Raw genomic sequence first — 19,918 nt, 5'->3', positions numbered from 1 at the left:
GTGCCGGGACCGGCCTCAGGCGCCCCGCGCCACCGCCTCCTGCCGGGCGACGCCGGTGACGACGTCCCGCAGCCGCTCCACGTAGAGGCGCAGGTTCTTCTGGGCGATGTCGGTGTCCGGGTAGCGGCTTGCGAACCACAGGCCCTCCGGGAGCCGGTTGACCCAGGCGCACACCTGGTCGCCGTAGGAGACGCGGAGCAGCCCGTACGCGTTCAGCGCGGTCCAGCGGTCGGCACCGGGGACGGCGCGGGCGTCGACGTAGGAGACGATCGAGTACAGGTCGGGCGAGGTGGGGCGGAAGTCGGTGCCGAGCAGCCGCAGCACCCGGTCCAGCGGCATGCGGGCCATCCGCCGGTTGGCGTGCAGCGCCTCCCGTACGGCGGCCAGCGCGCTCGGGAAGTCGCGGGCGCGCTCCACCGGCACCTCCACCGGCGCCCCGCCCACGTACCAGCCCACCGACTGCGACCAGCGCGAGCGGGTGCGGGTGTGGAAGGGCACGACCGTGCGGTACACCGGCTCGCCGCCGATCTCGTGGACCACGAGCGCGGTGGCGGCCAGGACACCGGCCAGGCTGCCGCCGTAGGGCCGGCAGTACGCCTCGAAGGCGGCGGCGTCGGCCGCGTCCACCAGCGGCTCCCGCAGCAGCCGCTGCTCCGGCAGCGGGCCCCCGGGCTCCAGCCCGAGGTCGACCGGGAAGGACGGCAGCCGCCCGTCGCAGCGCTGGATGAACTCCCGCCACCGGCCCACGATCTCGTGCCGGTCGTCGATCCGGTCCGCGTCGGCGCGCTCGGCCTCGCAGAAGTCGACGTAGCTGCCGACCGGCGGGTGCTCGACGGACCGTCCCTCGACCGCCGCCGTGTACAGCTCGTGGATCTCGGCGGGGATGCGGAAGAGGGAGTACGCGTCGACGTTGCTGTGGTCGAAGGCCATGTAGACGCCGGCGCCGTCCTCGCGCAGGACCGCCGTGTAGATGAGGTTCGGCCAGCGCAGCGCGTCCGCCACCGTGTCGAAGCGCTCCTGGAGGTGGCGTACCAGGGCGTCCGCGTCGGTGAACTCGCCGACGTCCTCCCGGTGCAGCGAGACCTCGTCCGCGTCCAGCGTGAAGCGGCGCATCTCCGCGCCGGGGCCGGACCAGCGGAAGCCGCTGCGCAGTGTCTCGTGCCGCAGCGTCCAGGCGCGCAGCGCCTCCTGGAGCGCGTCCGGGTCGATACGGCCCGGCAGGTCGAAGGCGGCGCCGAGCCAGGTCGGCACGAAGAGCCCGCCCTCACGCACCGACCGGGCCGTCCTGATGTGCGACTCCTGGATGTACGCCGGCGGCCTGGCGTCGTCCGGAAGCCCCGCGGCGGTGGCGACGGTCGCCGGGCTGAGCGTCCATTCGACCAGTCGTCCGGGCCTGATGTCGCACCGCTGGATGTCGGTCATTCGCACGGGGCGTCTCCGTTCGCAGTTGGGTCAGACCCGACCAAGGGAATGCCGTCCTGGCGAGCGCATACCTGGCGTGTCGGCCGATTTCAATGAAACGGATGGTGCCTCGAACGGCGATACGAGCCCGGGGCCGGCGGTGCCCGGCGCCGGGTCCGCCACGGTGCCGGGGTCCGTCAGGGCGCCCCGGTGCGCCCGGACGAAGCCCAGGTGTCCCGGGGGCCGCGGGTCCCGGTCAGCCCTCCCCGTCCTTGCGGGGCTCCTGGTCCTTGTCGTCGTCGAGGGACTTCAGGAACTCGGGGTTGTCGTCCGGCGCCACCCAGCGACGGCCGCCGCCACCGCCCGCGCCGCCGCCCCACGGGGCGCCCGCGCCGGCCGGGTGCCGCTTCTTGCCGGCGATGATCCAGGAGATCGAGCCGACCAGCGGGAAGAGCAGCACGAGGATCGCCCACAGCGGCTTCGGCATGTGCCGGATGTCCTCGTCCGGCGTGCTGATGCAGTCGATGAACGCGTAGACGCTCAGCGCCAGTGGCACGAGGAACATCAGCACCCGGAGCATGGGCCTCTCCAGCGAAAGAGGGGGGCGGTGGAGCCCGGGGACGCGGTGGACGCCCCCAGGTACAGGCCCAGGGTAGCCGCTCGGGGATACTGGGCCCCATGGCTTACGACGATCTTCGCTCCCTGCTCAGGGCGCTGGAGCGCGAGGGAGACCTCAAGCGCATCAAGGCCGAGGTGGACCCGTACCTGGAGGTCGGGGAGATCGTCGACCGGGTGAACAAGTCCGGCGGCCCCGCCCTCCTCTTCGAGAACGTCAAGGGCTCGGCGATGCCGCTGGCGATGAACGTCTTCGGCACCGACCGGCGCCTCCTCAAGGCCCTCGGCCTGAAGTCGTACGAGGAGATCTCCGAGAAGATCGGCGGGCTGCTCCGCCCCGAGCTGCCGCAGGGCTTCGTCGGGATGCGCGAGGCGTTCGGCAAGCTCGGCGCGATGACCCACGTACCGCCGAGGAAGGTCAAGTCCGACAGCGCGCCCGTGCAGGAGGTCGTCCTGCACGGCGACGAGGTCGACCTCGACCGGCTGCCGGCCCTGTTCACCTGGCCGGACGACGGCGGCTCCTTCTTCAACCTGGGGCTCACCCACACCAAGGACCCGGAGACGGGCATCCGCAACCTCGGCCTCTACCGGCTCCAGCGCCACGACAAGCGCACCATCGGCATGCACTGGCAGATCCACAAGGACAGCCGCAACCACTACCAGGTCGCCGCCCGGCGCGGCGAACGCCTCCCGGTCGCCATCGCCTTCGGCTGCCCGCCCGCCGTCACCTACGCCTCCACCGCCCCGCTCCCCGGCGACATCGACGAGTACCTCTTCGCCGGCTTCGTGCAGGGCAAGCGGATCGAGATGGTCGACTGCAAGACCGTGCCGCTCCAGGTCCCGGCCCAGGCCGAGGTGGTCCTCGAAGGCTGGCTGGAACCCGGCGAGATGCTCCCCGAGGGCCCCTTCGGCGACCACACCGGCTTCTACACGCCCCAGGAGCCCTTCCCGGCGCTCACCATCGACTGCGTCACCATGCGCCGGCGCCCGCTGCTCCAGTCGATCGTCGTCGGCCGCCCGCCGACGGAGGACGGCCCCCTCGGCCGCGCCACCGAACGGTTCTTCCTGCCGCTCCTCAAGATCATCGTCCCGGACATCGTCGACTACCACCTGCCCGAGGCGGGCGGCTTCCACAACTGCGCGATCATCTCGATCGACAAGAAGTACCCCAAGCACGCGCAGAAGGTCATGCACGCCGTCTGGGGCGCGCACATGATGTCCCTGACCAAGCTCATCGTCGTCGTCGACTCCGACTGCGACGTCCACGACCTGCACGAGGTCGCCTGGCGTGCCCTCGGCAACACCGACTACGCCCGCGACCTGACCGTCGTCGAAGGCCCCGTCGACCACCTCGACCACGCCTCCTACCAGCAGTTCTGGGGTGGCAAGGCGGGCATCGACGCGACCCGCAAACTCCCCGGGGAGGGGTACACGCGCGACGGCGGCTGGCCGGAGATGGTCCTCTCCGACCCCGAGACGGCCGAACGGGTCACCCGCCGCTGGAAGGAATACGGGCTGTGACGGACATGCGAGCCGACGGCGGCGCCGCGGCGGGGCCCGCCCGCCGCGGCGGGCGCGGACCGGCCGGGCACCGCCGGACGGAGGGCGGCCGGTGAGCGCTTCCGCCGCCGCGATCCCCCAGCCGGGACGCGCCCGCGCCTTCCTGCGCCTGGTGATGATCGAGCACTCGGTCTTCGCGCTCCCCTTCGCCTACATCGCCTCCCTGACCGCGATGTACGAGTGGGACCGCGCCATCCACTGGGGCCGGCTCCTCCTGGTCACCGTCGCCATGGTCGGGCTGCGCACCTTCGCCATGGCGGTCAACCGGATCATCGACCGCGAGATCGACGCCCGCAACCCCCGCACCGCCCACCGCGAACTGGTCACCGGCGCCATGTCGGTCCGGCACGCCTGGACCGGCGCCCTGATCGCCCTCGTCGTCTTCCTCGGCGCGGCGGCCCTGCTCAACCCGCTCTGCCTCGCCCTCGCCCCCGTCGCGGTGATCCCGATGGTGGTCTATCCGTACGGGAAGCGGTTCACCAACTTCCCGCAGGCCATCCTCGGGCTCGCGCAGGCGATGGGCCCGGTCGGCGGCTGGCTGGCGATCAGCGGCACCTGGTCCTGGGACGCGGTGATCCTCGGCCTCGCCGTGGGTGTCTGGATCGGCGGCTTCGACCTGATCTACGCCTGCCAGGACGTCGAGACCGACCGCGAGGTCGGCGTGAAGTCGGTGCCGGCCCGCTTCGGCGTCCCGGCCGCGATCTGGGGCGCGCGGGCCTGCCACGCCGTGACCATGGCCCTCTTCGCCTGGTACGCGGTGGCCACCGGCGCGGGCGTCTTCCTCTGGATCGGCCTGCTGATCGTCGCCGGCGCCTTCGTCTACGAGCACACCATCGTCCGCCCGCACGACCTGACCCGGCTCGACCGGGCCTTCTTCTCGACCAACGGGTTCATCGGCATCAGCCTCTTCGTCTGCGCCCTGATCGACCTCCTGGTGCGCGGGCTCACGCTCTGAGCAGGCCCGCGCCCCGATCCGCCCGGCGCACCGGAGCCCACCGACCCGGCCGTGCGGCCCGGATGCCGGGCGGCCGGATAGGCTCGCCTTCATGAAGCCAGGAGAAACGCAGCGCGTACCTTGGATCGTGGGGGTGTCGGGGGCATCCGGAACGCCGTACGCGGCGGCGGTCCTGCGGGCGCTGCTCGCGGCCGGGGAGGCCGTCGACCTGGTGGTCAGCCGGGCCTCGCGGCTCACCCTGCTCGACGAGACCGGCATCTCCTTCCGGGACGCCCACTGGCGCGAGGACCTCGGCGCCTGGCTCGCGCGCGGGGCGGACGGCAAGCCGGGCACCTTCGACGCGGGGCCCGACGCCCTCGCCGACGTGCGGTACTGGAGCGCGGGCGACCTCGCGGCCGGACCCTCCTCCGGGTCGTACCCGGCCAAGGGCATGCTCATCGTCCCCGCCTCGACGGCCTGCGTGGCGGGCGTCGCGCTCGGGCTCTCCAAGGACCTGCTCCAGCGGGCGGCGAGCGTCACCCTGAAGGAGGGCCGCACCCTGGTCGTCGCCGTACGGGAGACCCCGCTGGACGGCCGCACGCTGCGGCACATGGTCGCCCTGGACGACGCGGGCGCGACCGTCCTGCCCGCCTCGCCCGCCTTCTACGCGGGGGCGACGCACATCCAGGACCTGGTGGACTTCGTCGCCGGCCGGGCCCTGGACGCGGCCGGCGTCGGACACGGCCTCTACCGCCGCTGGCGCGGCGAGCTGGGCGGCGGCTCCCGCACCGCCTGAGGCACCGAGCGGCACCGGCGGCGCCGAGCAGGACCGGCGGCATCGAGCAGTACGAGTGGCACCGAGCAGTACCGAGCACCACCCTTTCCCCCACCCTTCGGCACTCCGCCGGATCTTCAGACCTCTTCAGTGGAAGGCTTCGATCGCATGGACGCGGTGGACAGGCAGCTCATCCAGGCCCTCAGGGAGAACGGCCGGGCCTCCTACGCGGAGCTGGGCCGCCTCGTGGGCCTGTCGGGACCCAGCGTCACCGACCGCATCAACCGGCTGGAGGCGGCCGGCGTCATCACCGGCTACCGGGCCACCGTCGACGCCGCCTCGCTCGGACTCGGCGTCACCGCCCTGATCGGCATCTCCCTCTCCGACGCCGCCGACCACGAGGACGTCGCCCAGCGGCTCAAGGCCCAGCGGGAGATCGAGGACTGCTGGTTCATCGCCGGCGAGGACTCCTTCATGCTCAAGATCCGGGCGACCGACGTGGACGGGCTGGAGCGCATCATCCGCCGGCTCTCCGGCACCAAGGGCGTCTCCCGGACGCGTACCACCATCGTCCTGTCCACCAAGTGGGAGAACCGCGTGGGCGAACTCCCGGACGAGGTCTGACCGCCGGGCGCCTTCCGCCGGAAGGCGGGGAGTACGGTTTACGGGGTCTGTCTGAGAAAGAGGTGTCGGCATGGACGTCGGGCTCAAGCGCGAGCTGGAGGAGAAGGTCAGGGAGGGTGTCCGCCTGACCCGCGAGGACGGCATCGCGCTCTACGAGTCGGACGACCTGGCCTGGCTGGGCGGGCTCGCGCACGAGGTGCGCACCCGCAAGAACGGCGACGTCGTGCACTTCAACGTCAACCGTCACCTCAACATGACGAACGTGTGCACCGCGTCCTGCGCCTACTGCTCCTTCCAGCGCAAGCCGGGCGAGAAGGACGCGTACACGATGCGCATCGAGGAGGCCGTCAAGCTGGCCAAGGCGATGGAGGCGGAGAACCTCACCGAACTCCACATCGTCAACGGCCTCCACCCCAACCTGCCCTGGCGCTACTACCCGCGCTCGCTCAGGGAGCTGAAGGCCGCGCTGCCGGGCGTGTCGATGAAGGCGTTCACGGCCACCGAGATCCACCACTTCGAGACGATCTCCGGCCTCACCGCCTCCGAGATCCTCGACGAACTGATCGACGCCGGACTGGAGTCCCTCACCGGCGGCGGCGCGGAGATCTTCGACTGGGAGGTGCGGCAGCACATCGTCGACCACCGCACCCACTGGGAGGACTGGTCGCGCATCCACCGGCTGGCGCACGAGAAGGGCCTCAAGACCCCGTGCACCATGCTCTACGGCCACATCGAGGAGCCCCGCCACCGCGTGGACCACGTGCTGCGGCTGCGTGAACTCCAGGACGAGACCGGCGGGTTCCAGGTCTTCATCCCCCTGCGCTACCAGCACGACTTCGTGGACGTGCGGGACGGCAAGGTCCGCAACCGGCTCCAGGCCCGCACCCAGATGGCCACCGGCGCCGAGGCCCTGAAGACCTTCGCCGTCTCCCGGCTCCTCTTCGACAACGTCCCGCACGTCAAGGTCTTCTGGGTCATGCACGGCGTCCAGACCGCGCAGCTCGCCCTCCAGCACGGCGCGGACGACATGGACGGCTCGGTCGTCGAGTACAAGATCACCCATGACGCCGACAACTACGGCACCCCCAGCAAGCTCACCCGCGAGGACCTGCTCGACCTGATCCGCGACGCCGGTTTCCGCCCGGTGGAGCGCAACACGCGCTACGAGATCATCCGCGAGTACGACGGCCCCGACCCCGCGCGCCGCGAGTCCCCGCAGCCGATGCGGGTGTGACGCCGGGCGGGCGCCCCCGCCCGGGGTAATGGCTAACATAGGCTGGTGCCTCTTACTTTCACCCTGGACCCCCCACTCACCCCCGAGCTGCGCGACGGCGTCCTCGACCTGTGGACCGACGTCTCCAACGCGGGCGGCTCGGTGGGCTTCGTCCCGCCGGTCGTCCGCGAGGAGATCCGCCCCGAACTGGTCAGGCACCTGGTGGCCATGGCCGAGGGGCGCACCCGCCTGCTGGTCGGCCACGACGCGGAAGGGCGGGTGGCCGCCACCGCGTTCCTCGCCCTCAACACCCACCGGCTGATGATCCACTGGCTGTGGCTCTCCACGGTGATGGTCCACCCGCGCCACCAGGGCCTCGGATACGGCCGCGACCTGATGGCCGCCGCCGCGGACGCCGCCCGCACCTGCGAGGGCGTCGAGGCGATCCGCCTGACCTGCCGGGGCGGCCTCGGCCTGGAACGCTTCTACGCCTCCTGCGGGTACAAGGAGGTCGGCCGGGTGCCCGGCGCCATCCGGGTCGCCCCCGGCGACGACCGCGACGACATCGTGATGCTGCTGACGCTGGGCTGAGGCGGCGGGGTGGGGCCTGTCCGGGCCACCGCCCCCCGGCTGCGGAGGCGGGGCCGGGACGTGCTTCACTGGACGGTGCCCCTTTGGGGGTGTTCTGGCCCCTCACCCGACGGAAGAGTGGATTGAGATGCTCCGCTACACGTTGATGCGCCTCGGAGTCTTCGTGGGCTGCCTCGTCGCCGTCTGGGGCCTCGTCTACGCCGGCGTGTTCCCGCGCGGCCTCGGCGACTCCAACGGTGTGTGGATCGTCCTGCTCGCCCTGCTGCTCTCCGCCCCGATCAGCTTCGTGGCCCTGCGCAAGGAGCGGGACCGCGCCTCCGTGCGGGTCGTGGAGAAGATGGACCGCATGAAGGCCGGACTGGACGCCAGCCGCGGCCAGGAGGACGGCGCCGACGACGCCGCGCGCGCCCAGGGCCAGACCTCGTAGCCCCGCCGTGGCCCCGCCCGGCACGTAAGAACCGCGTAAGGTTCCTCACAACCCGCTCACGCCCCGGTCTCCACACCCCTGTGGAAACCGGGGCGTTCTGCGTTTCTCTGGGTCAAATCGCCCTTCGGCCTCTCAAAGTCAGGCTTTGAGGGGCTCAAAGGGCAGGTGTTAAGGTCGTGCCCATGATGCCCGCAGCCGCGACCCCCGCCACCCCGAGCCTCGTGCTCGTGGCGCGTCTGCACGTGGACCTCTGCCGGTGCGCGTCCGCGACCTGTCGCCCCTGACGTCCCCCACCCCCACCGTCCGCCACGTCAGTACCGCGCGTCCTGTCCCCCGCGTCCCGTCCCTTACGGAGATATGTCCGTGTCCGCGAACACGCGTTCCGCCACGCCCTCGCCGGCGTCCGCCCCCCTCCCCAAGCCCCGGTTCCCCAAGGTGCCGTTCTGGGCCCAGATACTCGCCGGTCTCGTGCTCGGCGTCCTCCTCGGCTGGCTCGCCCGCAGCCAGGACCTCGCCTGGCTCGTGACCACCCTGGAGAAGGTCGGCGGCACCTTCGTCGGCCTGCTGAAGCTGGCCGTCGCCCCCCTCGTCTTCTTCGCGATCCTGGTCTCCATCACCAACCTGCGGAAGGTCAACAACGCGGCCCGCCTCGCGTCGCGCACCCTCCTCTGGTTCATGATCACCTCGCTGATCGCGGTCGCCATCGGCATCGTCATCGGTCTGGTCTCCAACCCCGGCGCCGGTACCGGCCTCACGGCCAAGGACGGCGCCAAGCCCGAGAACACCGGCTCCTGGATCGACTTCCTCACCGGCATCGTGCCGACGGACGTGATCACGCCCTTCACCGAGCTGAACGTCCTCCAGATCGTCTTCATGGCCGCCGTGGCCGGCGTCGCCGCCCTCCAGCTCGGCGACCGCGCCAAGCCGGTCCTCGCGGTCAGCGAGTCCGTCCTCGAACTCCTCCAGAAGGCCCTGTGGTGGGTCATCCGGCTCGCCCCGCTCGGCACGGTCGGCCTCATCGGCCGCGCCATCGCCACCTACGGCTGGGACCTGCTCGGCCAGTACGCGACCCTCACCGTCGACATCTACGTCGGCTGCGCGATCGTCCTCTTCGGCGTGTACCCGCTGCTGCTCGCCACCGTCGCCAAGGCCAACCCGCTCCACTTCTTCAAGGGCGCCTGGCCTGCGATCCAGCTCGGCTTCGTCTCCCGCTCCTCGGTCGGCACCATGCCGCTGACCCAGAAGGTGACCGAGCGGCTGGGCGTGCCGAAGGAGTACGCGTCCTTCGCCGTGCCGTTCGGCGCGACCACCAAGATGGACGGCTGCGCCGCGATCTACCCGGCCATCGCCGCGATCTTCGTCGCGCAGATCTTCGGCATCCAGCTCGGCGTCGGCGACTACCTGCTGATCGCCTTCGTCTCGGTGGTCGGCTCCGCCGCCACGGCCGGCCTCACCGGCGCCACCGTGATGCTGACCCTCACCCTGTCCACCCTGGGCCTGCCCATGGAGGGCGTCGGCCTCCTCCTCGCCATCGACCCCATCCTGGACATGATGCGCACGGCGACGAACGTCGCGGGCCAGGTCGTCGCGCCGGTGATCGTGGCGGCGCGGGAGAACATCCTCGACCGGGACAAGTACAACAGCGTGGCGTCCGCGCCCCTCGACGAGCCCGAACCGCGGCAGGCCGTGGCCGTCCCCGCGTAGGCCGTCCCGTAGCCGCGCCCGCGGGCAGCGCTAGCCGCTCCCGCGCAGGAGGCCCCGCCGTCCGCCCCACAGGCGACCGGCGGGGCCTTCGCGTTGCCGGGGGCGGGCGGTGTGTCGGCGGGGTGCGGGGGGCGCGCCAGCGTCGGGTGTGTCGGCGGGGGAGCGGCGTGTTGGTGGGGGTCCGGTGTGTCGGTCGGTGTGCGGTGTGTTGGTCGCGGTCCGGTGTGTCGGTCGGTGTGCGGCGTGTCGGCCGGGGTCCGGCGTGTCAGCAGATGTGCGGCGTGTCGGCGGCAGCCCGGCGTGTCGGCCCAGGGCCGGTGTGCCGGCATGGTGCGGGGCGTCGCCGCGTCCGCCCGGACGTGCCCGGCGGGGTGCACAGACCCGGCTCCGGTCCCTCTCCGAACCGGCACGATCCCGCCACGGCGGCCCCGTACCATCCGGACCACCCGGTTCCTGACCGCCGGCAGCCCCCGCTCCGCGGGGCCCGCGATGAACGCCTCGGCGTGCGAGGTACGTATGTCCTGCAGTGAAGCGTTATCGCCGCTGCACGTCCCAGGAGTCGCCCGTGTCCACCCCGCTCCCTTCCTTCGCCGCCTCGGCCTCGTTCGCCGACGTCCCGCCACCCGCCGTGGTCGAGCCGGAGACCCGGCGGCTGGACGGCACCGTACGGGAGGCGTACGTCCCGCCCCTCGCGCCGCCGGTGCGCCGGGGCTCCCTCGCCGACCTGCCCTTCGACAACGCGGTCGCGGCCCCCGACGCCGTCGTCCTCAGCCGCCGCACCCCGGACGGACAGTGGGAGGACGTGACGGCCGCGCGGTTCGCCGAAGAGGTGCTCGCGCTGGCCAAGGGCATGATCGCCGAGGGGCTGGTGCCGGGCGACCGGCTGGCCATCATGGCCCGGACGACGTACGAGTGGACGCTGCTCGACTTCGCCGCCTGGGCCGCCGGGCTGGTCACCGTGCCCGTCTACCCGACCTCCTCGGTCTTCCAGACCCGCCTGCTCCTCCAGGACTCCGGCGCGGTCGCCCTGGCCACCGAGACCACCGCCCAGGCGGCCATGCTCGGGCCCGAACTGGACCACCTTCCCGACCTGGCGCACCTGTGGGTCGTCGAGAAGGGCCACATCGGGTCGCTGACCGAGCTGGGCACCCGGGTCCCGGACGCGGAGGTCTCCGTCCGCCGGGGCATGCTCGGCCCCGACAGCCTCGCCACCCTCATCTACACCTCCGGCACCACCGGCCGCCCCAAGGGCTGCGCGCTGACCCACGGCAACTTCTTCGCCGAGGTGGACAACGCCATCGAGCTGCTCTACCCGGTCTTCCGCGCGACGACCGGCGTGGAGCCCTCCATCCTGCTCTTCCTGCCGATGTCCCACGTCTTCGGCCGCATGGTCGCCATCGCCTGCGTCCGCGCCCGGGTCCGCCTCGGCCACGCGCCGAGCCTCAAACCCGACGACCTCATACCCGACCTCGCCTCCTTCCGGCCGACCTGTCTGCTCGCCATCCCGTACATGCTGGAGAAGATCTTCCACGCGGCCCGCGCCAAGGCCGAGGCGGGCGGCCGGGCGGCGGCCTTCGACCGCGCGGTCTCCGTCGCCGTCCGCCACGCCGAGGCCGTGGAGGCCCAGCAGGCGGGCACCGGCCGCGGTCCCGGCCGCGGCCTGCGCACCTCCCGCGCCTTCCACGACCCCTTCGTCTACCGGAAGATCCGCAACGCGCTCGGCGGCCGGGTCCGGTACGCCATCTGCGGCGGCTCCCCGCTCGGCCACCACCTGGCGGCCTTCTACGGCGGCGCCGGCATCGACATCTTCGAGGGCTACGGACTCACCGAGACGACGGCCGCCGTGACCGTCACCCCGCCGCAGCGGCCCCGCCTCGGCACCGTGGGCTGGCCGCTGCCGGGCACCCGGATCAGGATCGCCGCCGACGGCGAGATCCTCGTCGCCGGCGGCCAGGTGCTGCACGGCTACTGGGACCGTCAGGCCGGCGGCGTCGTCCCGGCCGCCCCCGACGGCTTCCTGGCCACCGGCGACCTCGGCGCCCTGGACGACGAGGGGTACCTGACGATCACCGGCCGCAAGAAGGAACTCCTGATCACCGCGGGCGGCAAGAGCGTGGCCCCGGCCCCGCTGGAGAACTGGCTGCGCGCCCACCCCCTGGTCTCCCAGTGCATGGTCGTCGGCGACCGCCGCCCGTACGTCACCGCCCTGTTCACCCTCGACATGGAGGGCATCGACCACTGGCGCCGCATGAACGGCCGCCACCCGGTGCCGCCGGAGCAGCTCGTCGGCGACGAGGAGACCCGGGCGGTGCTCCAGCGCGCGGTCGACGAGGCCAACCGGATGGTCTCCCGCCCCGAGTCCATCCGGCGCTTCGCGATCCTGCCCCGGGACTTCACCGAGTGGGAGGGCCACGTGACCCCGTCGATGAAGCTCCGCCGCGAGGTCATCCTGCGGGACTTCGCGGCGGTGGTGGAGCGGCTCTACGCGGGGTAGACACTCAGTCGCGCGTGGCGATCAGACACGCCTGCGCCACCGGCTCGCCGAGGGCCTCGTCCGGCTCCCGCAGGGTCCGTACCCGCACCGTGAGCCCGGCCCCGGCGAGCAGCTCCGCCATCGGCTCGGGCCGGCGCCGCTCGAAGTCGAGGGTGACGGGGTGGCCGAAGGGCCGCTCGTGGCGGCGGGGCTCGTCGCCGCTCTGGAAGGCGAGCAGCAGGTGTCCGCCCGGCGCCAGCACCCGCCGGAACTCGCGGAACAGGTCCGGCAGCCGCTCCCACGGCGTGTGGATCGAGGAGTACCAGGACACCGCCCCGGCGAGCGCGCCGTCCGGGAGGTCCAGCTCCAGCATCGAGCCCTGCTCGAAGCGGAGGCCGGGGTTCTCGCGCCGGGCGATGGCGAGCATGGAGGACGACAGGTCCAGGCCGAAGACCGACAGGCCGAGGGAGGCGAGGTGCGCGGTGACCCGGCCGGGCCCGCACCCCAGGTCCGCGACCTGCCCGCCGGGCCCGACCATCTGCGCGTAGGCCGCCAGCATGGCCCGGTCCACGGGCTGGGCGACGTGCACGTCACGGAAGCGGTCGGCGTAGTCCTCGGCGATGGCGTCGTAGAAGGTGCGGGTGGCGGCGAGGAAGGGCGCTGCGTCGGTGGTCATGCGGGGACCGTAGCGCCGGGCACCGACAGCGGGACCCGGCGCCGCCGGGGGGCGTTCCGGCCCCGGACAGGGCAGGAGCCCCGTCGCCGGACGGCGCGGGGCTCCTTGGGTACTGCTCTCGGTCAGGCAGGGGTGACGTTCTCCGCCTGCGGGCCCTTCGGGCCCTGCGTGACGTCGAAGGACACCTGCTGGTTCTCCTCAAGGGACCGGAAGCCGGTCGCGTTGATCGCGGAGTAGTGAACGAAGACGTCGGGGCCGCCGCCTTCCTGGGCGATGAAACCGAAGCCCTTTTCGGCGTTGAACCACTTCACGGTTCCGGTAGCCATAAGCCCTCCTTGGGCTCAAAGGGTTGCCCTGCTCCAGAACCAGCACGTGTGAAGAGCAATTCCACACAACGCATATGTCCGAGAATGACGAGAGCCCGCGGTCACATGCTCCGCAGGCTCTGTACTGCAAGGGAAACCAAACTGCAACTTGCTGTGAGCCTAGCACGCAGCGACCCGGGCGCAACAGAGGTCAAGATCACTTCACCCGAATGTTTGAAGGCCGCCGCCATCCGGCTGACAGCGGGGGTCGGGACCGGGCGGAGCGGCGGGGAGGGCTAGCCTCGCGGCGTGGACAATTCTCGCACCCGGCCGCGCGTCGGCCACATCCAGTTCCTGAACTGCCTGCCCCTGTACTGGGGGCTCGCGAGAACGGGCACGCTCCTCGACTTCGAGCTGACGAAGGACACCCCGGAGAAGCTCAGCGAGCAGCTCGTGCGCGGGGACCTCGACATCGGGCCGATCACCCTGGTCGAATTCCTCAAGCACACCGACGAGCTGGTGGCCTTTCCCGACATCGCCGTCGGCTGCGACGGTCCGGTGATGTCGTGCGTGATCGTCTCGCAGGTTCCGCTGGACCGGCTCGACGGCGCCCGGGTGGCCCTCGGCTCGACCTCGCGGACCTCGGTCCGGCTCGCGCAGTTGCTGCTCGACGAGCACATCGGAGTCCGGCCGGACTACTACACGTGCCCGCCGGACCTGAGCCTGATGATGCAGGAGGCCGAGGCGGCCGTGCTCATCGGGGACGCGGCGCTGCGCGCGAACATGGTCGACGGGCCCCGCTTCGGCCTCGACGTGCACGACCTGGGCACGCTGTGGAAGGAGTGGACGGGGCTGCCGTTCGTCTTCGCGGTGTGGGCCGCCCGGCGCGACTACCTGGAGCGCGAGCCGGTCATCACCCGCAAGGTGCACGAGGCGTTCCTCGCCTCCCGCAACCTCTCCCTGGAGGAGGTCGGCAAGGTCGCCGAACAGGCCGCCCGCTGGGAGGAGTTCGACGAGGCGACGCTGGAGCAGTACTTCACCACCCTTGACTTCCGCTTCGGCGGCCCGCAGTTGGAGGCGGTCACGGAGTTCGCCCGCCGCGTCGGCCCGACCACCGGCTTCCCGGCAGACGTACGGGTGGACTTGCTCCGGCCGTGACGTCCGGCGGGGCCCGCGCGGTGGGGCCGGGTCGGGGCGGGGGATGACGGTGCGGTTTCGCCGGGACTTCGCCGGGACACGGAGCCCGGCCCCGCGGCGCCGGCTCACCCCGCCCGTCAGCCACCGGCCCGTGCCTCACTCGTTCCGCTGGTCCGCCCCCCTCGGCGGCAACCCGCGACGAGAGCGCTCGTTGATCCCTTCGTACAGGAGGGAGAGCTGATGGTCGGCTCGTCGCACGAAGCGCTGCACCGGGTGTTCCAGAAGGACCCCGCGCTGCTGACGCGGGCGTTTCAGAAGGTGCTCCACGTCGCCTTCCCGGAGCCCCGCGACTTCGCGGTGCTGAACGCGGACCTGACGGAGATCGAGCCCGTCGAGCGGCGTGTGGACACGCTGATGCGGGTGGAGACGGACGAAGGGGCGTACCTCCTCGTCATCGAAGCGCAAGGCAAGAAGGACGAGGACAAGCGCGGCAGTTGGCCGTACTACCTCTCGTACCTGTATGCGAAGTACCGCTGTGAGCCGGTGCTCGTGGTGATCACCCAGAACAGCGCAACCGCGCGCTGGGCCGCCCAGCCCATCCGGCTGGGGCTGCCGGGGTGGCATGCCATGACGGTACGGCCACTGGTGATCGGCCCGGACAACGTGCCGGTCATCGCGGGTGAGCGGGAGGCGGAGCGGGACGTCCCGCTGGCCGTTCTGTCGGCCATGACTCATGGCCGGGGACGAGGGGCCACCGCCATACTGGAGCCGCTGGCCACCGCTCTGCGAACGATCGACGCGGAGAGTGCGGCGGTCTTCGGACAGTTCGTCGACTCGTGTCTGGCCGATGCCGAGGCCAGGGAGATCTGGAGGGATCTGATGGCGGAGATGCACTATTTCTTCCGGCATCCGGTGGCCGAGAAGGTCCGGGAGGAAGGCCGGGAGGAAGGCCGGGAAGAGGGCCGGGAAGAGGGCCGGATCGAGGATCGTGGCGAGATGACGCTGCGCATCCTGGAGTGGCGCCGCATCCCCGTGCCCGAGTCCGTCCGGGAGCGGGTGCTGGCCTGCGACAGTCTGGAGCGGCTGGAGACCTGGGCGCAGCGGGCCGTGCACGCCATGCGGGCCGAGGACCTGTTCCTCGGCGAAGACGAAGAGGAGTGAGGCGCGGGCCCGCCCGGGTGTGGAGGCAGGGTGACGAGGCCGGGGCAGCGGGGTGAGTGCCGACCTCGCCGACGTGCTGGTCCTCGTCGTCGCCGGGCTCTGGGGCGCCGTGGCGGGGGCGTTGCTGCCCCGGGCCGCCTACCGCTTCTCCGTACCGTCGGACGAGCCCTGGCTCCGGCACTGCCCGGCGGGGCACGCGGTGCGGGGGTGGATGGGGCCGGCTCCCTGTGCCCCGTGCGCGCGGAGGCCGGCGCCGGACGGCACGCCGGGCGCGGGGGCCGTCGCAGCGGTGACCGGTACCGGCTCGGTGTCCCGCCCGGACCCCGGAGCGGACCCCGGAGCGGGCCCCCTCCCTCTCGCCGTGCTCACCGCGGGTGTGTGCGTCGTGCTCGCCGGGGCGACCGGGGCGCGGCCGGAGCTGGGGGTGTGGCTGGTGCTCGCGCCGGTGGGCGTGCTGCTGGCCGTGGTCGACCTGCGGGTGCGGCGGCTCCCCGACCCGCTGACCCTGCCCCTGGCCGCCGCCGCGCTCGCGCTGCTCGGCCTCGCCGCCCTCGTGCCCGGCCACGCCGGACGGTGGAGCACCGCCCTGCTGGGCGCCCTCGCGCTGGGCGCCGGTCACTACGCCCTGTACCGCCTCAACCCGGCCGGCATGGGCTTCGGCGACGTGAAGCTCGCCCTCGGCGCGGGCGCGGTCCTCGGCTGGTACGGCTGGCCGGCGGTGATGCTGGGCACCCTCGCCGGGTTCCTGCTCGGCGCGGTGTACGGCGGCGCCCTCGTCCTCGCCGGGCGGGCGAACCGCAAGACGGCGATCGCCTTCGGCCCCTTCCTGATCACCGGCACCTACCTGGGCCTGCTGTCCGCCGCCTGGAGCACGTGAGACCGGCGCCTCTTCACGCCGTGACGCCTGACGGGTGTTCGACGCTGACGGCGACGGCCCAGGCGCGGGGCGGGGGAGGGGCCTGGCGTAGGCTGGGCGGGTCCGACCGCCCGCCGGGCCGGCCGCTGCGGGCCACCCGGCGACCAGCTCCACGAACCCTGCGAAAGGGACACCGGTGACCGAGAAGGCCGACCTTCAGCCCATCCTCGACCGTGCCGCCGCCGGTGGTCGGATCACCCCCGACGAGGCGCTCGTCCTCTACCGCGACGCGCCGCTGCACGCGCTGGGCGCCGCCGCCGACGCCGTGCGCCGCCGCCGGTACGCGGGCACCGAGCACATCGCCACGTACATCATCGAGCGGAACATCAACTACACCAACGTCTGCGTCACGGCCTGCCGTTTCTGCGCCTTCTACGCGGCGCCCAAGGACGCGGCCAAGGGCTGGACCCGCGACCTCGACGACATCCTGCGCCGCTGCGCGGAGACCGTGGAGCTGGGCGGCACGCAGATCATGTTCCAGGGCGGCCACCACCCGGACTACGGCGTGGAGTACTACGAGAGGCACTTCGCGGCGATCAAGAAGGACTTCCCCGAGCTGGTCATCCACAGCCTGGGGGCGAGCGAGGTCGAGCACATGGCCCGCATCTCCAAGGTGTCGGTCGAGGAGGCCATCACCCGCATCCACGCGGCCGGGCTGGACTCCTTCGCGGGCGCCGGGGCGGAGCTGCTGCCGGAGCGTCCCCGCAAGGCGATCGCGCCGCTGAAGGAGTCCGGCGAACGCTGGCTGGAGATCATGGAGATCGCGCACGGCCTCGGCGTCGAGTCCACCTCCACCATGCTGATGGGCACCGGCGAGACCAACGCCGAGCGGATCGAGCACCTGCGGATGATCCGGGACGTGCAGGACCGCACCGGCGGCTTCCGCGCCTTCATCCCGTACACCTACCAGCCCGAGAACAACCACCTGAAGGGCCGTACGCAGGCCACCCTCTTCGAGTACCTGCGGATGATCGCCATCGCCCGGGTCTTCCTCGACAACGTGGCCCACATCCAGGGCTCCTGGCTGACCACGGGCAAGGAGGTCGGCCAGCTCTCCCTGCATTACGGCGCCGACGACCTCGGCTCGATCATGCTGGAGGAGAACGTCGTCTCCTCGGCCGGCGCCAAGCACCGCTCCAACCGGCTGGAGATCATCGACCTGATCCGCAAGGCGGGCCGGGTCCCGGCGCAGCGCTCCACCACGTACGAGCACCTCGTCGTGCACGACGACCCGGCGGACGACCCCGTCGACGAGCGGGTCGTCTCGCACATCTCGTCCACGGCGATCGAGGGCGGCACCGCCCACCCCGAACTGAAGCTGCTCACCTCCAACTGACCCGACCGTGCTGACGATCCACGCCGCGGACCTCCTCCTCACCGGGGACCGGCGCCCCTCGCTGCCCGGCGGCGCCGTGCTCGTCGACGGCCGTACGCTCGCCGCCACCGGCCCCTACGAGGAGCTGGCCGCCGCCCACCCGGCCGCACGCGCCCGGCGCTGGCCCGGCGTGCTCATGCCGGGGCTGCTCCACCCGTACGGGCCCCTGGTGCTGGAGGGCGCCTACCACCCGGACCCGCGCGAGGCGGACGAGCTGGGCACCGAGCCGCTGACGGGGGAGCGGCTCGCCGCGCTGCCGATGACGGAGACCCGCTGGGGCGCCGGTGCCCGGCGCGGGGTGCGGCTGCTGCTGGCGCACGGGGTCGTGGCGGTGGCCGGACGGCCGCGCCGGCCCGCCGTCCTGGACGCGGTGCAGCGCGCCGGGCTGACCGTCGTCGACCGGCCGGGCCGGCCGGACGGACCTGACGGCCCCGGCAGCCCCGGTCGCCCCGATGGTTTCGTCGGCTTCGACGTGCTGGCCGGCCGGGACCCGGCCGAGGTGGTCCACCGGCCGCTCCCGGCGCCCGGTACCGGCGCGGACGCCACGTTCGCGGTGTTCGACGTGCCCGACGAGGCCGCGCTCACCGTCCGCGGCGCCGCCACCTGCGTGGCCACGGTGCTCGCCGGGCGCCTCCTCCACCGCGACCGCTGACGCCCGCCCCGGCGACCCCGCCCCGGTGACCCCGCCCCAGTGACCCCGCCCCGGCAGCCCGCCGCGACACCCCCCCGCCGCCCGCCGCGGTGGCGGACCGGCCTGCCACAATGGGGGCGTGACCCGCGCTTCCCTGAACAAGCAGCCGCACGAAGTCGCCTCGATGTTCGACCACGTCGCGGAACGGTACGACCTGACCAACGACGTGCTCTCGCTCGGCCAGGACCGGGCGTGGCGCAAGGAGGTCGCCAGAGCCGTCGACGCGCGGCCCGCGCAGAAGGTCCTCGACCTCGCCGCCGGCACCGCCACCTCCTCGCTGCCCTTCGCCCGCACCGGCGCGTACGTCGTCCCGTGCGATTTCTCGCTCGGCATGCTCCAGGTCGGCAAGCGACGCCACCCCTGGCTGCCGCTGACGGCCGGCGACGCCACGCGGCTGCCCTTCCGGGACGACGTCTTCGACGCGGTCACCATCTCCTTCGGGCTGCGCAACGTGCAGGACACCGACGCGGCGCTGCGCGAGCTGTACCGGGTGACGCGGCCCGGCGGCCGGGTCGTCATCTGCGAGTTCTCGCACCCGACCTGGGCGCCGCTGCGCACGGTGTACACCGAGTACCTGATGCGCGCCCTGCCGCCGCTGGCCCGCACCGTCTGCTCCAACCCGGAGGCGTACGTCTACCTCGCCGAGTCCATCCGGGAGTGGCCCGACCAGCCGGAGCTGGCCGGGCGGCTGGTGAAGGCCGGCTGGTCCAAGGTGGCCTGGCGGAACCTGAGCGGCGGCATCGTCGCGCTGCACCGGGGTTTCAAGCAGAGCTGAGCCGGGCGGCGGCCGGGCCCCTCACAGCTCCAGCCGGTAGCAGTTCCCCCGGCGGCGGGACGTGGGGGTCGTGAAGACCTCCGTCAGGCGCATGCCGAGCCGTTCGGTGACGGCGATGGAGCGGGCGTTGTCCGCGTCGACCATCGCCACCACCACGGGCACGCCCGCCGCGCGCAGCCGCTCCAGGGTCTGCCGGGCGGCGGCGGTGACGTATCCCCGGCCCCAGTGGGCGCGTCCGAGCCGCCAGCCGATCTCGATCTCGCCGCGCGGACCCCACGCGTGCGGCCACGGCTGGGCGCCGGTGAAGCCGATGACCCGGTCCGCGTCGTCCACCATCGACCAGAGGCAGAAGCCGCGTTCGGCGTCGTGGCGGCGCTGACGGGCGGTCAGTTCCTCGTAGACGGAGAGTTCCGCGGGGCTCCCGCCCTGGAACTCCATGACGTCCGGATCGTCGAAGACGCGGTGCCAGGCGACGGCGTCCTCGTCGGTGGGGACGCGGAGCCGTACGGCGGGAACGGTTCGGTTCACGGGGCAGCCCTTCAGCCTGGTGATCGGTGACGCTGAA

21 protein-coding genes are annotated in these 19,918 nt (G+C 72.4%); 16 read left to right on the top strand and 5 right to left on the bottom strand.

Annotated features, from left to right (window positions below; genetic code table 11):
- Positions 1 to 15: 15 nt before the first annotated feature.
- On the bottom strand, positions 16 to 1,428 hold the full coding sequence (locus tag J5Y05_RS20400) for a condensation domain-containing protein (RefSeq protein ID WP_210874454.1): 1,413 nt from the start codon (positions 1,426 to 1,428) through the stop codon (positions 16 to 18).
- Positions 1,429 to 1,657: 229 nt separating this feature from the next.
- Positions 1,658 to 1,981 carry a PLD nuclease N-terminal domain-containing protein gene (locus J5Y05_RS20395; RefSeq protein ID WP_210874453.1) on the bottom strand — a complete coding sequence of 108 codons (324 nt, stop codon included), beginning with the start codon at positions 1,979 to 1,981 and terminating at the stop codon, positions 1,658 to 1,660.
- 98 nt (positions 1,982 to 2,079) lie between these two features.
- Here J5Y05_RS20395 and J5Y05_RS20390 point away from each other — a divergent pair, with 98 nt between their 5' ends.
- The 10 genes from J5Y05_RS20390 (at position 2,080) to J5Y05_RS20350 (ending at position 12,338) form a co-directional block, all read left to right on the top strand.
- Complete coding sequence (locus tag J5Y05_RS20390; RefSeq protein ID WP_210874452.1) at positions 2,080 to 3,537, top strand: menaquinone biosynthesis decarboxylase; 1,458 nt, start codon at positions 2,080 to 2,082, stop codon at positions 3,535 to 3,537.
- Positions 3,538 to 3,628: 91 nt separating this feature from the next.
- Positions 3,629 to 4,531, top strand: coding sequence for a menaquinone biosynthesis prenyltransferase MqnP (gene mqnP / locus J5Y05_RS20385; RefSeq protein WP_210874451.1), 903 nt, complete (start codon positions 3,629 to 3,631; stop codon positions 4,529 to 4,531).
- A gap of 91 nt (positions 4,532 to 4,622) precedes the next feature.
- Positions 4,623 to 5,306: a UbiX family flavin prenyltransferase gene (locus tag J5Y05_RS20380; protein ID WP_210874450.1), complete on the top strand. Its 684-nt coding sequence runs from the start codon at positions 4,623 to 4,625 to the stop codon at positions 5,304 to 5,306.
- A 147-nt stretch (positions 5,307 to 5,453) separates the two neighbouring features.
- Positions 5,454 to 5,909 carry an Lrp/AsnC family transcriptional regulator gene (locus J5Y05_RS20375; protein ID WP_030420579.1) on the top strand — a complete coding sequence of 152 codons (456 nt, stop codon included), beginning with the start codon at positions 5,454 to 5,456 and terminating at the stop codon, positions 5,907 to 5,909.
- Between the two features lie 70 nt (positions 5,910 to 5,979).
- Positions 5,980 to 7,143 (top strand): aminofutalosine synthase MqnE, encoded by a 1,164-nt coding sequence (gene mqnE / locus J5Y05_RS20370; protein ID WP_210874449.1) that lies wholly within the window; start codon positions 5,980 to 5,982, stop codon positions 7,141 to 7,143.
- Between the two features lie 45 nt (positions 7,144 to 7,188).
- Complete coding sequence (locus J5Y05_RS20365) at positions 7,189 to 7,713, top strand: GNAT family N-acetyltransferase (RefSeq protein WP_210874448.1); 525 nt, start codon at positions 7,189 to 7,191, stop codon at positions 7,711 to 7,713.
- A gap of 127 nt (positions 7,714 to 7,840) precedes the next feature.
- Entirely contained in the window at positions 7,841 to 8,140 is a 300-nt protein-coding gene (locus tag J5Y05_RS20360; protein WP_210874447.1) for a DUF4229 domain-containing protein, read from the top strand.
- Positions 8,141 to 8,322: 182 nt separating this feature from the next.
- On the top strand, positions 8,323 to 8,424 hold the full coding sequence (locus J5Y05_RS32640; RefSeq protein ID WP_372450506.1) for a putative leader peptide: 102 nt from the start codon (positions 8,323 to 8,325) through the stop codon (positions 8,422 to 8,424).
- Between the two features lie 73 nt (positions 8,425 to 8,497).
- Positions 8,498 to 9,844: a dicarboxylate/amino acid:cation symporter gene (locus tag J5Y05_RS20355; RefSeq protein WP_247614961.1), complete on the top strand. Its 1,347-nt coding sequence runs from the start codon at positions 8,498 to 8,500 to the stop codon at positions 9,842 to 9,844.
- Positions 9,845 to 10,409: 565 nt separating this feature from the next.
- Positions 10,410 to 12,338 carry an AMP-dependent synthetase/ligase gene (locus tag J5Y05_RS20350; protein ID WP_210874446.1) on the top strand — a complete coding sequence of 643 codons (1,929 nt, stop codon included), beginning with the start codon at positions 10,410 to 10,412 and terminating at the stop codon, positions 12,336 to 12,338.
- Positions 12,339 to 12,342: 4 nt separating this feature from the next.
- Here the strand turns inward: J5Y05_RS20350 and J5Y05_RS20345 are convergent, their stop codons facing one another.
- Positions 12,343 to 12,993, bottom strand: a complete 651-nt coding sequence (locus tag J5Y05_RS20345; protein WP_210874445.1) for a class I SAM-dependent DNA methyltransferase — start codon at positions 12,991 to 12,993, stop codon at positions 12,343 to 12,345.
- 122 nt (positions 12,994 to 13,115) lie between these two features.
- Positions 13,116 to 13,319: a cold-shock protein gene (locus J5Y05_RS20340; RefSeq protein ID WP_030420571.1), complete on the bottom strand. Its 204-nt coding sequence runs from the start codon at positions 13,317 to 13,319 to the stop codon at positions 13,116 to 13,118.
- Between the two features lie 288 nt (positions 13,320 to 13,607).
- Between J5Y05_RS20340 and J5Y05_RS20335 the strand changes: the two genes are divergently transcribed.
- The 6 genes from J5Y05_RS20335 (at position 13,608) to J5Y05_RS20310 (ending at position 19,353) form a co-directional block, all read left to right on the top strand.
- Complete coding sequence (locus tag J5Y05_RS20335; RefSeq protein WP_210874444.1) at positions 13,608 to 14,456, top strand: menaquinone biosynthetic enzyme MqnA/MqnD family protein; 849 nt, start codon at positions 13,608 to 13,610, stop codon at positions 14,454 to 14,456.
- 219 nt (positions 14,457 to 14,675) lie between these two features.
- Complete coding sequence (locus tag J5Y05_RS20330) at positions 14,676 to 15,596, top strand: hypothetical protein (RefSeq protein ID WP_210874443.1); 921 nt, start codon at positions 14,676 to 14,678, stop codon at positions 15,594 to 15,596.
- A 52-nt stretch (positions 15,597 to 15,648) separates the two neighbouring features.
- The gene (locus J5Y05_RS20325) at positions 15,649 to 16,473 is read left to right on the top strand and encodes a prepilin peptidase (RefSeq protein WP_307854008.1); all 825 of its coding nucleotides are present in this window, start codon (positions 15,649 to 15,651) and stop codon (positions 16,471 to 16,473) included.
- Between the two features lie 175 nt (positions 16,474 to 16,648).
- Complete coding sequence (mqnC, locus tag J5Y05_RS20320) at positions 16,649 to 17,848, top strand: cyclic dehypoxanthinyl futalosine synthase (RefSeq protein ID WP_210874442.1); 1,200 nt, start codon at positions 16,649 to 16,651, stop codon at positions 17,846 to 17,848.
- A 7-nt stretch (positions 17,849 to 17,855) separates the two neighbouring features.
- Positions 17,856 to 18,539 (top strand): imidazolonepropionase-like domain-containing protein, encoded by a 684-nt coding sequence (locus tag J5Y05_RS20315; protein ID WP_210874441.1) that lies wholly within the window; start codon positions 17,856 to 17,858, stop codon positions 18,537 to 18,539.
- A gap of 118 nt (positions 18,540 to 18,657) precedes the next feature.
- Positions 18,658 to 19,353, top strand: a complete 696-nt coding sequence (locus tag J5Y05_RS20310; protein ID WP_210874440.1) for a demethylmenaquinone methyltransferase — start codon at positions 18,658 to 18,660, stop codon at positions 19,351 to 19,353.
- 21 nt (positions 19,354 to 19,374) lie between these two features.
- Here J5Y05_RS20310 and J5Y05_RS20305 read toward each other — a convergent pair whose 3' ends face one another.
- On the bottom strand, positions 19,375 to 19,881 hold the full coding sequence (locus tag J5Y05_RS20305) for a GNAT family N-acetyltransferase (RefSeq protein WP_210874439.1): 507 nt from the start codon (positions 19,879 to 19,881) through the stop codon (positions 19,375 to 19,377).
- Positions 19,882 to 19,918: the final 37 nt, after the last annotated feature.

Origin of the sequence: Streptomyces tagetis, from assembly GCF_018069565.1 — a bacterium.
In the GTDB taxonomy this organism is placed as follows: Bacteria; Actinomycetota; Actinomycetes; order Streptomycetales; family Streptomycetaceae; genus Streptomyces; species Streptomyces tagetis.
The sequence above is the reverse complement of the archived record's forward strand: the minus strand, read 5'-3'. Positions and strand labels throughout refer to the sequence as shown.